This is a genomic window from Providencia sp. PROV033 (assembly GCF_028484855.1).
Taxonomy (GTDB): domain Bacteria; phylum Pseudomonadota; class Gammaproteobacteria; order Enterobacterales; family Enterobacteriaceae; genus Providencia; species Providencia alcalifaciens.
Genome location: NZ_JAMPSW010000042.1, coordinates 20,215 through 33,942, shown reverse-complemented (window position 1 = coordinate 33,942; position 13,728 = coordinate 20,215). Strand labels below are relative to the sequence as shown.

At 43.0% G+C, this 13,728-nt stretch carries 11 protein-coding genes; 8 read left to right on the top strand and 3 right to left on the bottom strand.

All coding sequences use genetic code 11. The features are described 5' to 3' along the window. The first annotated feature begins 410 nt into the window (after nucleotides 1–410). From leuA to PSF16_RS09270, 7 genes are all read left to right on the top strand, one after another. Complete coding sequence (gene leuA / locus PSF16_RS09300; protein WP_006660743.1) at nucleotides 411–1,991, top strand: 2-isopropylmalate synthase; 1,581 nt, start codon at nucleotides 411–413, stop codon at nucleotides 1,989–1,991. A gap of 2 nt (nucleotides 1,992–1,993) precedes the next feature. Beyond that, nucleotides 1,994–3,085 (top strand): 3-isopropylmalate dehydrogenase, encoded by a 1,092-nt coding sequence (leuB, locus tag PSF16_RS09295; protein WP_036978490.1) that lies wholly within the window; start codon nucleotides 1,994–1,996, stop codon nucleotides 3,083–3,085. A gap of 1 nt (nucleotide 3,086) precedes the next feature. Then, on the top strand, nucleotides 3,087–4,490 hold the full coding sequence (gene leuC, locus PSF16_RS09290) for a 3-isopropylmalate dehydratase large subunit (protein ID WP_272689156.1): 1,404 nt from the start codon (nucleotides 3,087–3,089) through the stop codon (nucleotides 4,488–4,490). 11 nt (nucleotides 4,491–4,501) lie between these two features. After that, nucleotides 4,502–5,104 (top strand): 3-isopropylmalate dehydratase small subunit, encoded by a 603-nt coding sequence (leuD, locus tag PSF16_RS09285; RefSeq protein ID WP_006660740.1) that lies wholly within the window; start codon nucleotides 4,502–4,504, stop codon nucleotides 5,102–5,104. A gap of 452 nt (nucleotides 5,105–5,556) precedes the next feature. Further along, nucleotides 5,557–7,233, top strand: coding sequence for an HTH-type transcriptional regulator SgrR (gene sgrR / locus PSF16_RS09280; RefSeq protein WP_006661147.1), 1,677 nt, complete (start codon nucleotides 5,557–5,559; stop codon nucleotides 7,231–7,233). Nucleotides 7,234–7,802: 569 nt separating this feature from the next. Continuing rightward, nucleotides 7,803–8,486 (top strand): DNA mismatch repair endonuclease MutH, encoded by a 684-nt coding sequence (mutH, locus tag PSF16_RS09275; RefSeq protein ID WP_272689155.1) that lies wholly within the window; start codon nucleotides 7,803–7,805, stop codon nucleotides 8,484–8,486. Nucleotides 8,487–8,548: 62 nt separating this feature from the next. Then, complete coding sequence (locus tag PSF16_RS09270; protein WP_006660736.1) at nucleotides 8,549–9,277, top strand: TerC family protein; 729 nt, start codon at nucleotides 8,549–8,551, stop codon at nucleotides 9,275–9,277. 8 nt (nucleotides 9,278–9,285) lie between these two features. On the opposite strand, the gene PSF16_RS09265 is transcribed toward PSF16_RS09270, so the two are convergent. Continuing rightward, nucleotides 9,286–9,525, bottom strand: coding sequence for a hypothetical protein (locus PSF16_RS09265; protein WP_006661145.1), 240 nt, complete (start codon nucleotides 9,523–9,525; stop codon nucleotides 9,286–9,288). Nucleotides 9,526–9,743: 218 nt separating this feature from the next. Between PSF16_RS09265 and PSF16_RS09260 the strand changes: the two genes are divergently transcribed. Continuing rightward, the gene (locus PSF16_RS09260; protein ID WP_036961757.1) at nucleotides 9,744–10,619 is read left to right on the top strand and encodes an alpha/beta hydrolase; all 876 of its coding nucleotides are present in this window, start codon (nucleotides 9,744–9,746) and stop codon (nucleotides 10,617–10,619) included. 58 nt (nucleotides 10,620–10,677) lie between these two features. On the opposite strand, the gene speB is transcribed toward PSF16_RS09260, so the two are convergent. Both speB and speA read right to left on the bottom strand, forming a co-directional pair. Then, nucleotides 10,678–11,598, bottom strand: coding sequence for an agmatinase (speB, locus tag PSF16_RS09255; RefSeq protein ID WP_006661143.1), 921 nt, complete (start codon nucleotides 11,596–11,598; stop codon nucleotides 10,678–10,680). 13 nt (nucleotides 11,599–11,611) lie between these two features. Next, nucleotides 11,612–13,516, bottom strand: coding sequence for a biosynthetic arginine decarboxylase (gene speA, locus PSF16_RS09250; RefSeq protein WP_006660732.1), 1,905 nt, complete (start codon nucleotides 13,514–13,516; stop codon nucleotides 11,612–11,614). Nucleotides 13,517–13,728 lie beyond the last annotated feature (212 nt).

The following is a 13,728-nucleotide window of genomic DNA, read 5'->3' as shown; positions in this document are numbered from 1 at the left end:
AATTTTTAGGCGGAATTTTAAACTAACAACCACCTGCAAATATAGGTAAAAACATCATAGAAATTATAAATATTAGACGTAACATCCAATTACGCCCTAAAACTCCCGATCGTAGAATATGCGCTTCAGAAAATTAAGTTTGACAACATTATTGAAATCACGTATCAATAAAAACAGATTAGTTGAAATTATATGAGAGACAGTTATCCATGACATTTTCTATCCGCCTACTAAGCCTACTACTACTCGCAGACAAATTGCGCGGTATGCTTATGGATAGAAAATAACAAACACTGTCCACAAACATGAAAAAGCCCGCGCAACCAGCGGGTTTTTTTATGCCTGCGGCTAGATGGGAACCAAGCAAACAGAATCAATAACAACAAAATTTAGTCTATGAGGAACACATTATGAGCAACCAAGTTATCATCTTCGATACGACCTTACGTGACGGCGAACAAGCATTACAAGCCAGCTTATCCGTGAAGGAAAAGCTGCAAATTGCATTCGCTTTAGAGCGCTTAGGTGTCGATGTTATTGAAGCTGGGTTCCCTGTCTCATCGCCTGGTGATTTCGAATCTGTCCAAACTATTGCGCGTGAAATCAAAAATAGCCGCATCTGCGCATTAGCACGTTGTGTTGAAAATGATATTGATGTTGCTGCGGAATCCTTGAAAGTCGCCGAAGCATTCCGTATCCATGTGTTCTTAGCCACCTCCAACTTGCACATGCAAAAGAAATTAAATAAAACGTTCGATGGGGTGATGGATATGGCTATCAACTCAATTAAACGTGCTCGACGCTATACCGATGATGTCGAGTTTTCTTGCGAAGATGCTGGTCGTACTGATATCGACAACTTATGCCGTATTGTAGAAGCAGCGATCGGCGCAGGGGCGACCACCATTAATATTCCTGACACCGTGGGTTACACCACGCCATATCAGTTCGGCGGCATTATCTCTTCTTTATATGAACGCGTACCTAACATTGATAAAGCAATTATTTCGGTACACTGCCACGATGACTTAGGCATGTCAGTCGCGAATTCCATCAGCGCAGTTCAAGCAGGCGCTCGCCAAGTAGAGGGTACAATTAATGGATTAGGCGAACGTGCCGGTAATACTGCGTTAGAAGAAGTGATTATGGCGATTAAATTACGCGAACAGATGTTAGGTGTGCACACCAATATCAATCACAAAGAAATCTACCGCACCAGCCAATTAGTGAGCCAATTATGTAATACCCCAATCCCGGCTAATAAAGCCGTTGTGGGGAACAATGCTTTCGCACACTCATCAGGTATCCACCAAGATGGTGTATTAAAAAATCGCGAAACCTACGAGATTATGACGCCAGAATCCATTGGATTAAAAGCGCAGCAATTAAACTTAACTTCGCGTTCTGGTCGCGCTGCGGTGAAACATCGCATGGAAGAAATGGGGTATCACGAAGGTAAAGATTTTAATTTGGATGAACTGTACACCGCATTTTTGAGTTTAGCGGATAAAAAAGGTCAAGTGTTTGATTATGATTTAGAAGCATTAGCCTTCTTTGCTAAACAACAAGATGAAACTGACCACTTTGTGATGGATTACTTCAGTACACAATCCGGCTCTAGTATCGTGGCAACCGCCACGGTCAAAATGCAGTGCGGTGAAACAGAAAAATCGGAGGCTGCCACAGGGAATGGTCCTGTCGATGCCATCTACCAAGCCATTAGCAAAATCACAAATTACCCAATGAAATTGGTTTCTTACCAATTATCTGCTAAAGGTCAGGGAGAAAATGCATTAGGGCAAGTGGATATCGTCGCCGAATGCTTCGGTCGTCGTTTCCATGGAATGGGATTAGCAACGGATATCGTTGAATCATCAGCAAAAGCCATGGTTCATGTATTAAATAGTATCTGGCGTGCAGAACAAGTTGAAAAAGAAAAGCATAAAATTTCTCACCAAGCATCACAATTCAACACAAAGGAAGCGGTGTAAACATGTCTAAGAATTTTAATATTGCAGTATTGTCAGGAGATGGAATTGGTCCTGAAGTGATGGCTCAAGCTCATAAGGTATTGAATGCAATCAGTAAGCGTTTTGCTATTACGATTTCAACCAGAGAATACGATGTAGGCGGTGCTGCCATTGATAACCATGGTGAGCCATTGCCACAAGCCACTGTGAAAGGGTGTGAGGAAGCCGACGCCGTATTATTTGGCTCAGTGGGCGGTCCTAAATGGGAGCATTTGCCTCCAGATAGTCAACCTGAACGTGGTGCATTGTTACCATTACGCAAGCATTTTAAATTATTCAGCAATTTACGCCCTGCTCGCTTATATCAAGCATTGGAAGCATTCTGCCCATTACGCGCGGATATTGCTGCTCAAGGGTTTGATATTTTATGCGTCCGTGAATTAACGGGGGGAATTTATTTCGGTCAACCGAAAGGTCGTCAAGGTGAAGGCGCGGAAGAGTTTGCCTTCGATACCGAAGTTTATCACCGCTATGAAATTGAACGTATTGCACGTATTGCCTTTGAGTCTGCTCGCAAGCGTAGTCATAAAGTGACATCGATTGATAAGGCTAACGTTTTACAAAGCTCCGTATTATGGCGCGAAGTGGTTAACCAAATTGCCAAAGAGTACCCAGATGTTGAAGTGAACCATATGTATATCGATAACGCCGCGATGCAGATGATCAAAGCGCCTTCTCAGTTTGATGTGGTGCTGTGCTCGAATTTATTTGGTGACATCATCTCCGATGAGTGCGCAATGATCACTGGTTCCATGGGCATGTTACCTTCCGCTAGCTTAAACGCAGATGGCTTTGGTTTATATGAGCCGGCAGGCGGTTCAGCACCGGATATTGCTGGCAAAAATATCGCTAACCCGATCGCACAAATTTTGTCAGCATCGATGTTATTGCGTTTCAGTTTAAACCAAGCCGATGCGGCTGATGCCATCGAGAGATCTGTCAATAAGGCATTAGAAAATGGCTATCGCACTGCGGATTTAGCCGGTGATGGTCAATCAATCAGTACCAGTGAAATGGGTGACATCATCGCCCGTTATATTGAAGAAGGGGTTTAATATGTCGAAGACTTTATATCAAAAATTATATGATGCTCACGTCGTACGTGAAGTCGAAAATGAAATCCCTTTAATTTATATCGACCGTCATCTGGTACATGAAGTGACTTCACCACAAGCATTTGATGGCTTAAGGACCAAAAACCGCCCATTACATCAGCCAAGCAAAACATTTGCCACGATGGATCACAACGTATCAACCCAGACAAAAGACATTAATGCCTGTGGCGATATGGCGCGCATTCAAATGCAAGAGTTGATGAAAAACTGTGAAGAATTCGGCGTAACCTTATATGACTTAAACCATCCATGCCAAGGAATTGTCCATGTGATGGGACCAGAGCAAGGTATTACATTGCCAGGCACCACCATTGTTTGTGGTGACTCTCACACCGCAACCCACGGCGCATTTGGTGCATTAGCCTTTGGAATCGGTACGTCCGAGGTTGAGCATGTAATGGCAACACAAACCTTAAAACAAGCCCGTGCCAAGACAATGAAAATTGAAGTGGTTGGTCAAGCACCTGCGGGGATCACCGCCAAAGATATCGTATTAGCGATTATTGGTACAACTGGCAGCGCAGGTGGAACGGGTTACATCGTTGAATTCTGTGGTGAAGCAATTGAAAACTTAAGTATGGAAGGTCGTATGACCGTCTGTAATATGGCGATTGAATTAGGGGCTAAAGCGGGCATCATTGCCCCTGATGAAACTACTTTTAATTATATGAAAGGACGCCAATTTGCACCGAAAGGTCAGGACTGGGATGATGCTGTCGCTTACTGGAAAACCTTGAAAACGGATGATGATGCAAAATTCGATAAGGTTATTACTATCCAAGCGAGTACCATTGCCCCTCAAGTTACTTGGGGAACCAACCCTGGGCAAGTAATAGCAATCAATCAGCCGATCCCTGCTCCAGCGTCCTTCTCCGATCCTGTTGAACGTGCTTCCGCAGAAAAAGCATTAGCCTATATGGGATTAGAGTCCGGTATTAAATTATCCGATGTGAAAATTGATAAAGTCTTTATCGGTTCTTGCACTAACTCACGTATTGAAGATTTACGTGCTGCGGCAGCCATTGCGAAAGGTAAAAAAGTGGCGTCTGGTGTGCAAGCTATTGTGGTTCCAGGTTCCGGCCCTGTTAAAGCTCAAGCAGAACAAGAAGGCTTGGATAAAATCTTTATTGAAGCAGGTTTTGAATGGCGCTTACCCGGCTGCTCCATGTGTTTAGCCATGAATAATGACCGTTTAAATCCGGGTGAACGTTGCGCATCCACCAGCAACCGTAACTTTGAAGGTCGCCAAGGTCGTGCGGGACGTACCCATTTAGTTAGCCCAGCAATGGCAGCCGCAGCAGCTATCAACGGTCATTTTGCTGATGTTCGTGATATTCAAATCTAAAGGAGAAAACCATGGATAAGTTTATTAAGCATGTTGGAATTGTCGCCCCTTTAGATGCCGCGAACGTGGACACTGATGCGATTATTCCCAAACAATTTTTGCAGAAAGTCACGCGTACCGGATTTGGTCAGCACTTATTTAATGACTGGCGTTTTTTAGATGATAAAGGGCAGCAACCTAACCCTGACTTTGTCTTGAACAAAGCGGTATTTAAAGGTGCCAGCATTCTGTTAGCTCGCGAGAATTTTGGGTGTGGTTCATCCCGTGAACACGCGCCGTGGGCATTAACTGATTTTGGTATCCAAGTCGTTATTGCACCAAGCTTCGCCGATATCTTTTACGGTAACTCATTTAACAACCAATTGTTGCCCATCAAATTAAGCGAGCAACAAGTTGATGAGATGTTTAACTATGTTAAAAACCACGAAGGTTGCCAATTTACGGTTGATTTAGAAGCACAAACCGTTACCGCAGGAGATAAAGTTTATACCTTTGAAATTGACAGCTTCCGCCGCCATTGCATGATGAATGGTTTAGATAGTATTGGTTTGACATTACAGCACGTCGACCAAATTAAAGATTATGAACAAAAACTCCCCGCCTTTATGAATTAATCTCCAGCCCACTTCGGTGGGCTTTTTCTTACCTATTTGTCTTCATAAAAGTAGAACTCAACTCCAACAAACCGCGCCCACCAATAAATCCTTCCCCATTAATTCTGAATATGCCATGATTTCAAATAATCATGATTCTGGGTTTAATCAAACCGTTTTCTCAAAATAGTTCATGTTGTGGCAAGGCGACAAAATGAGGATATCTCGGGGAGCATACATCAGTATGTGACCTGAGTAGCCGAATGAAGCCAACACAGCCACAACGTGAAATATGAAGAAAAAAGAAAAAAAGCCGATATGCATTCACATACCGGCTGGTAAATATACCATTACTCAATAAATGGGGGAGTAAACCTGCAACAGACAGGTCAATAGAGCTACTTACTGCCTCTTATTATCTACGGAATATAGGATATTAAAATTGATGCAATTTTTTCCGGAGTTCCTCTTTTATGTCTAGTTCTCGATTACAAACCCAATTTGTTCGCTTGTGGCAACATTTTCAGGGAAAAAACAGCGAAACCACTTTGCAAGATATTGCGGAGATCCTGTTTTGTTCTCGTCGCCATGTACGTACGCTACTCAATAATATGCAAGCTCATGGTTGGCTCAGTTGGCAAGCCGAAGCGGGACGAGGAAAGCGTTCCGCATTAATTTTTCATATCAATGGATTAGAGCTTCAGCAAGCACAAGCAGAACAGTTATTAAAAGAAGAAAGTATTGAAAAATTAGTCGCCCTCGTGGGTGATAAAGAAACGATTCGCCAGATGGTCTTATCAGAGCTGGAGCGCAGTTATCGGCAAGGGAAAAACCTGCTACGTATCATTTATTATCGCGATTTCCCGAATTTATTACCTGGCACACCAATGCGTCGCTCTGAAATCCATTTAATGAGCCAAATATTTAATGGATTAACCCACTTAAATGAGGAAAAAGGGGAAGTAGAAGATGGTATTGCCCATCACTGGCAAGCTATCAATGACCAACAGTGGCGTTTCTATTTACGCCCTGCTATCTACTTTCATCATGGGCGTGAAATGCAAGTGGATGATATCATTCATTCGTTACTCAGATTAAAACGCTGCTGGCCACTATTTTCCCATATTCAGACCGTCACCTCACCGCAACCGTATGTTATCGATGTCCATCTCAGTCATCCTGATACGCAATTTCCTTGGCTACTCGGAAGCCCTCACGCCGCGATACTTCCTAAAGAGTGGGAAACCATTGAGCACTTTAGCCAACGCCCCATTGGTACCGGTCCTTATGTAGTCGAAACCAATATTCCGCAGAAGCTAACCATCAGCGCATTTGATCGCTACTTTGGCTATCGAGCCTTACTGGATGAAGTCACAATTTGGGTGGTTCCTGAGCTTTCTGAGCAAATGGTCTGCACCACATTAAAAATGGATGGTGACAAACGTCACAATGACTCGCTAGAGAGCCGTATGGAAGAAGGATGCTATTTTCTGTTATTCGACCAGCGTTCCGCCATATCTCAACGTGAAGATGTTCGTAAATGGCTGTGCAGCTTCTTAACACCGGTTAATTTACTGGCACACTGTGAATCTTTTTATCAACGTCATTGGGCGCCCGCCTATGGATTATTGCTTCACTGGCACCACAGTAAGATGTTATCTCAGCGTACAAAACCTGAAGATTTAACAGAGCTAACCGTGACTTTTTATCGCCATCATCATGAATTCTATGCGATAAGCCAAATTATGAAGCGGGTATTGGAGACCCAAGGTGTTGAGTTAAAAATTAATATTGTCGACTACGATGATTGGTTTAATGGTAATGCTGAAAGTGATATTTGGCTCTCTACAGCCAATTTTTACAAGCCGCTCGAATTTTCTATCTTTGCCACTTTGTATGAAATGCCGTTATTACGCCAATGTTTAGGAAAAAGCCTTGATGGAGAGTTACAACTGTGGCGTCAGCAAAAATTGGATGTTGAATCGTGGTGTGAAAGTTTAATTGACTCCCAAGTTTTCCATCCTATTTTTCACCATTGGTTAGAACTTCAAGGGCAAAGAACAATGCGAGGTGTTCGCATGAATACCTTCGGTTGGTTTGACTTTAAATCGGCTTGGTTTAAGCCAACTGAGGATAATACACAGAATTGATGATAGTTATAAACAGTTAACGTGAGTAAAATGGATTTTATTCACTTTTTCTGTGGATATCTATGTTAACAACCAGATAGTAATCAGGGTATATCCTAATCGTTCATTTCTAACAAAAAACCATACAAAAAAATAAAACATTATAAATCATGATGATAAATAAATTCCCCATGAGATATCCACTGTCTACTTTTTGATGTTTTTTTCTTAGGAGTCTAACTGAGCAAATATCAATCAATGCATGTTTTATCCACAAGGAATGTACTTAACTTACTCGCTTTTTGTGACGAGCTTCAATAAATGACATTAGTCAAGGCTGTAAATGCACACAGTAATCACTGTTTTTCACAGTTATCCAGAAATCCTGTGGATAACCTAGTGCATGATCCTGTGGTTATCTTGGGATGAAGTTGAATAACCCTAAATATTCATAATTTCGTCAGTGATTATTATTCAATATACATATATATATCATGCAGTTAAATACAGTGACTAAAAAGTGTTATACTCTTCCTATCCTGTGACCATTTTTCTGGTTATTTTTTAAACACAATTACATTCTACTGACTATGTCATTTACACCACCTTCTCCGCCTGAAAATGAAACAGTCTTACTCGCTCGTGCTCAAACCCTTGCGGGCTATACACTTGGTGAGCTAGCCACCGCAGCGGGGATCCCCATTCCTCCCGATCTTAAACGAGATAAAGGTTGGGTCGGTACTTTGTTAGAGTATTTTTTAGGTGCAACCGCAGGCAGTAAAGCCGAACAAGATTTTGCGAACATAGGTGTCGAGCTTAAAACGATTCCCATTGATCGCCATGGTGCCCCTTTAGAAACCACATTTGTTTCTATTGCCCCACTGACTGGCAATAGTGGACTCACATGGGAAAATAGCCACGTACGTCGCAAACTTTCACGTATCCTATGGTTTCCCATTGAGGGAGAACGTCAAATTCCGCTTGCTGAACGACGTGTTGCAAACCCGCTGATTTGGAGCCCTTCTGCGCTTGAAGAACAACTTTTACGCCAAGATTGGGAAGAGTTAATGGATTTAATTGTGCTGGGAAAAGTCGAAACCATCACCGCTCGTCACGGACAAGTTCTACAAATTCGTCCCAAAGCGGCGAATAATAGAGCGCTAACCGAAGGTATTGGTGAATTTGGACAGCCAATAATGACATTACCGAGAGGTTTCTATTTAAAAAAAGATTTTACAGGTCCATTATTAGCGCGGCACTTTAATCTCGGTTAATTGTTCAAGGCATCGCCTGTGCCAAAACAGACGATTCGTTATTCCATTTTTAAGGCAATAAGATGTTTGAGTGGTTCTTAGATCCCCATGCTTGGATGGCATTGGCAACATTAACAATTTTGGAAGTCGTATTGGGTATCGATAATATTATTTTCTTAAGTATTGTCGTCAGTAAATTGCCCGCTCATCAACAAAACAGCGCCAGACGCATTGGGTTAATCGCCGCAATGGGAATGCGCTTAGCGCTACTGGCTTCTATTGCGTGGCTTGCACGGCTTACCACGCCGCTATTTACATTGGCTGAACATACCGTTTCTGCTCGTGACCTTATCTTGTGTGCGGGAGGACTATTCCTGATTTGGAAATCCAGTCAGGAGATTTTCGATACCATCGAAGGGGAAGATGATGATGGGATCGCTCAGAAAAAAGTGACCTCTTTTTGGGGGGCAATTGTACAGATAGCCATCTTGGATATTATCTTTAGCTTGGATTCCGTGATCACCGCAGTCGGGTTATCTGACCATCTTTTTATTATGATGGCAGCCGTGATTATGGCCGTGATGATTATGATGTTCGCCGCGAAGCCGATTGGTGATTTTGTCGAACGATACCCTTCAATCAAAATTCTCGCCTTATCCTTTTTAATTCTGGTGGGCTTTACCTTATTACTTGAAAGCGTTCAAGTTCACGTATCGAAAGGCTATATCTACTTTGCGATGTTTTTCTCAATGTCAGTTCAGATGCTCAATATTCTGCGCAGTAAAAAGTGGAAAATGAAAAACAAACAATAATAGAGACCTTAGCGTAAGGCGTCCTTAGCTGCGGCAATGGCGCCTTCCACCGCTTTTTTAGCCTGAGGGCTATTTTTCCAACAACTCGACCCCGTTAATGCCGCACCAGAAATAAGAATCTCTTCATAAGAGGCTTCACTCAATTGCGCTAATGATGAAAACCCCATTTGTTCTAATCGGCTGATCACCATCGGTCCCACACCTTTTACTGATAATAAAATTTGCTTTTCTGAGTCTGAAAATGCCATAAATTGTCCTTTTGACTGTAAAATAGCCTTAATTGAGCGTATATTTTGTAATTAGCTTATTTCTTAATTTAAAATTCTAAGCTGATCTAAAGCAGGTCCCATTTATTTGCCCTACAAACCTGCTTTAGCAAATAGGAAATAACAATTGTAAAGTCATTGATGACTCGCGATAGAAATCAACATGTCGCACTAAAAATTCTATCTTGTAGGTATTTATTATGTATAGCAACAAAATATCCAATACTCGCCACATGTCGATGAAATTGTCCGATGGGCGCCTTCTGTGTTGGTATGAATCAGGACCTGAACAAGGTTTTCCCGTTATTTTTTGTACCGGTGCTGGCATGAGCGGTACGCTTGGCTTTGGGATTGATCGTCTTGATGAGCTCAATATTCGATTAATCACCCCTGAGCGTGCAGGATTAGGTCAATCCGCCTTTGATGAGCATAAATCCCTACAACGTTTTGCGAGAGATATTCAGCAACTCCTCGATGCTCAGGAAATCCCGTCTTTTTCAGTCGTTGGCTTCTCCCAAGGTGCTGTTTTTGCGATGGCACTCGCCTACTACTGTTCCCCTGTTTCCCTATCACTGGTTTCTGGGCAAGATCAATTCGAGTTTCCTGAAACGAGAAATCATTTAAAACAAGATGTCATTAATATGCAGGAACAAGCCATTCATACGCCAGAGGCACTATCTGAATGGCTAATGAGAAATGTGACATCACAATGGCTACTGGCATTTATTCTGAATTGCAGTGCGGAAATTGATCAACAAATTTACAGTGAAGAGAGTTTTTTAGCTGCTTACAGTGATTGTATGGAACGCGCATTTATGCAGGGAAATCAAGGCTATGTGCAGGATTTATTACTAGCATTACAACCGTGGCAATTTAATCCTGAAGATATTCACTGCCCAGTTGCACTCTGGTATGGCGAGCAAGATGTCAGCGCTGTTCATTCACCGGATTTTGGTAAAACACTCGCTCAGCGTTTTCCCCACAATGAACATTTTCTATTTTCTCATGAAGCAGGGTCCGTGCTATGGACACAAGCATATTCAATCCTTGCCCAACTGAAAGAGCACAGCCTTTAAACAATAAAAAAGGTGCCCCAATGAACACATTGAGGCACCCTATATTATCAATGGCGTTTTACTTCTTAGACGCTTGGATGTACAACATTTCTAACGCGATAGTCGCGGCAGCTAATGCCGTAATTTCAGATTGGTCATACGCTGGAGCAACTTCGACCACATCCATTCCAACAATATTCAGGGATTGAATACCACGTAACAATTTTAACGCTTTATCTGATGTTAACCCACCAATGACTGGGGTTCCGGTTCCTGGCGCAAAAGCCGGATCCAGACAATCAATATCAAATGTCAGATACACCGGCATATCACCGACGACCTGTTTGATCTGAGCAACCATATCCTCGACACCACGATCGTTGGCTTGAGCGGCATCTAACACTGTAAAGCCGTTGTCCGAATCATGTTCAGTACGAATACCAATCTGGACTGAATGATTAGGGTCAATCAAACCTTCTTTCGGCGCATGATAGAACATCGTGCCATGGTCATATAAGCTACCATTACCGTACGTATCGGTATGTGCGTCAAAATGCACTAATGCCATTTTACCGAAGTGTTTTGCATGAGCGCGCAGTAACGGCAGAGTCACAAAGTGGTCACCACCAAATGTTAAACAGCGCTTACCTGATTCCAGTAGTTTTTCGGTGTGTGCTTGCAACTTATCGCACATATCTTGTGCATCACCGAATGCAAAAACCACATCACCACAGTCAACCACATTGAGCTTATTTTTTAATTTAAAATCCCATGGCCAGCGGTGGCTTTCCCACGCGAGGTTAGTTGAGACTTGGCGAATAGCAGCAGGTCCATGACGGCTACCCGCCCGTCCTGAGGTTGCCATATCAAACGGCACTCCCGTGATCACCCAATCCGCATCAGAGCTATAAGGTTGGAAATTCAACGGAAAACGTAAAAAACCAAATGCGTTTGAAACCAGTGAGTTATCAACCTGATTTCCTAATGTGCTATTAATCATCACTGTTCCTTAATCATTCATCTTCTAAGTAAGTGTAGCCGTACAACCCACTTTCAAATTCGTTTACAAAATCTTTTTGTAGCTCATCGCTAAGTCCGGTGCCTTTAACTTGCTCAATAAAGCTTTCTAGCAACACTTCAGGGACCAACTTCACGTATTGCAGCATATCAGCCACAGAGTCGCCTTCTTCGCTTTGCAAGTAACGCATACTACCTTGGCTATCGACCCATACATCAATGGCAGCGGTATCGCCAAACAAGTTGTGCATGTTGCCTAAAATCTCTTGGTACGCCCCAATCATGAAAAAGCCAATCATCGGCGGATTTTCTGGATCATATGCTGGCATTGGCATGGTGGTTTCGACCCCATCGCCGTCAACATAATGATCAATAATCCCGTCGGAGTCACAGGTAATATCCAGTAATACAGCGCGTCTATCTAGTGGCTTGTCTAAGCCTTCAATCGGCAAAACAGGGAAAACTTGGTCAATTCCCCAAGCATCAGGAAGCGATTGGAATAGCGAGAAGTTCACATAGAATTTATCCGCCATACGCTCTTGCAGCTCATCGATAATTGGACGGTGAGCGCGATTACTTGGGTCTAAATCTTGCTGAATACGGCGACAGATATTCAAGTATAGCTCTTCTGCCCATGCGCGCTGTGTTAAGTCCAATACACCATGTGCATACTGAGTATGTGCTTCTTGCAGGTCAAACTGGCTATCATGCAGCCATTCACGTAAAGAGCGGCTGTTACCTTGATGCTGCATGGATTCCCACGTTTCCCATAACGAGACCAGTGAACGCGGAGCATCCTCACTAGGTGGTGTGGTTTTCGTAAATTCGTTACGCTCAACACCAATGACGTTAGAGACTAAAACCGTATGGTGAGCCGTTAACGCACGACCAGATTCGGTGATTACGGTTGGATGAGGCAAGTTAAACTCTTCACACGCATCACCAATCGCCCAAATGACATTATTCGCGTATTCGTTCAGACCATAGTTAACCGAGCAATCAGACTGGGAGCGGGTTCCTTCATAATCAACGCCTAAGCCACCACCCACGTCAAAACACTGAATGTTGACACCCAATTGGTGCAACTCGACGTAAAAACGTGCTGACTCACGAACACCTGTTGCGATATCACGAATATTCGCCATCTGTGAACCTAAATGGAAGTGCAGTAATTGCAGGCTATCCAAACGGTTCGCATTACGTAAAATCTCCACTAGTTGCAAAACTTGGGTCGCTGCCAATCCAAATTTGGATTTCTCACCACCACTGGCTTGCCACTTGCCTGAGCCTTGGGACGCCAAACGGGCGCGCACGCCTAAACGAGGCGTCACTTCCAGCTTTTTCGCTTCCTCTAGCACCATCTCGATCTCAGACATTTTTTCGATAACCAGATACACTTTGTGACCCAGTTTTTCGCCAATTAAGGCGAGACGAATATATTCGCGATCTTTATAGCCATTACACACAATCACGGTGCGAGTACGACCCGCGTTGGCTAACACGGCCATTAACTCTGCTTTTGAACCTGCTTCTAACCCTAAAGGCTCACCCGAATTCACTAATGATTCAATGACTCGGCGCTGTTGGTTAACTTTAATGGGGTAGACTAAGAAATAGTCACCTTTATAACCATAAGATTCCCGCGCACGTTTAAATGCTGCGTTAATAGAGCGCAAACGGTGCTGCAAAATTTGAGGGAAACAGAACAGCGCAGGTAAGCGTAAGTGCTCCTGCTCTTCTTTAACTTGGTAAACTAATTCAGCTAAATCAACAAAAGTGTCAGGGTTTTCAGGATTTGGGCAAACACAGACATTTCCGCGCTCATTCACCTGATAGTAACCACCGCCCCAATACGCAACATTATAAGTTTGGCGCATCTTGCGAGCGATATTATCATTCATAATAAACTCCTAGTATGGAGGGGTGAGTGATGCGTTCTCCTTCCAGACAAGCTCCCACCAAAGGCATGGTGCGACTGGGCAGTAATGTCAGGGAAACAGCGATACTCAGATTGTAATTAAAAGTGCTTAGAACGTCTAAACGGTGACAATATACATCCACAAACCTAGCAGATTACTGACTAAGTATTAAGGATCTATGATAGGTATGACGG

Bases quoted from the DNA above. Each gene is read 5' to 3' on its own strand.
- leuA (WP_006660743.1), top strand. From the start codon at position 411: ATGAGCAACCAAGTTATCATCTTCGATACGACCTTACGTGACGGCGAA.
- leuB (WP_036978490.1), top strand. From the start codon at position 1,994: ATGTCTAAGAATTTTAATATTGCAGTATTGTCAGGAGATGGAATTGGT.
- leuC (WP_272689156.1), top strand. From the start codon at position 3,087: ATGTCGAAGACTTTATATCAAAAATTATATGATGCTCACGTCGTACGT.
- leuD (WP_006660740.1), top strand. From the start codon at position 4,502: ATGGATAAGTTTATTAAGCATGTTGGAATTGTCGCCCCTTTAGATGCC.
- sgrR (WP_006661147.1), top strand. From the start codon at position 5,557: ATGTCTAGTTCTCGATTACAAACCCAATTTGTTCGCTTGTGGCAACAT.
- mutH (WP_272689155.1), top strand. From the start codon at position 7,803: ATGTCATTTACACCACCTTCTCCGCCTGAAAATGAAACAGTCTTACTC.
- PSF16_RS09270 (WP_006660736.1), top strand. From the start codon at position 8,549: ATGTTTGAGTGGTTCTTAGATCCCCATGCTTGGATGGCATTGGCAACA.
- PSF16_RS09265 (WP_006661145.1), bottom strand. From the start codon at position 9,525: ATGGCATTTTCAGACTCAGAAAAGCAAATTTTATTATCAGTAAAAGGT.
- PSF16_RS09260 (WP_036961757.1), top strand. From the start codon at position 9,744: ATGTATAGCAACAAAATATCCAATACTCGCCACATGTCGATGAAATTG.
- speB (WP_006661143.1), bottom strand. From the start codon at position 11,598: ATGATTAATAGCACATTAGGAAATCAGGTTGATAACTCACTGGTTTCA.
- speA (WP_006660732.1), bottom strand. From the start codon at position 13,516: ATGAATGATAATATCGCTCGCAAGATGCGCCAAACTTATAATGTTGCG.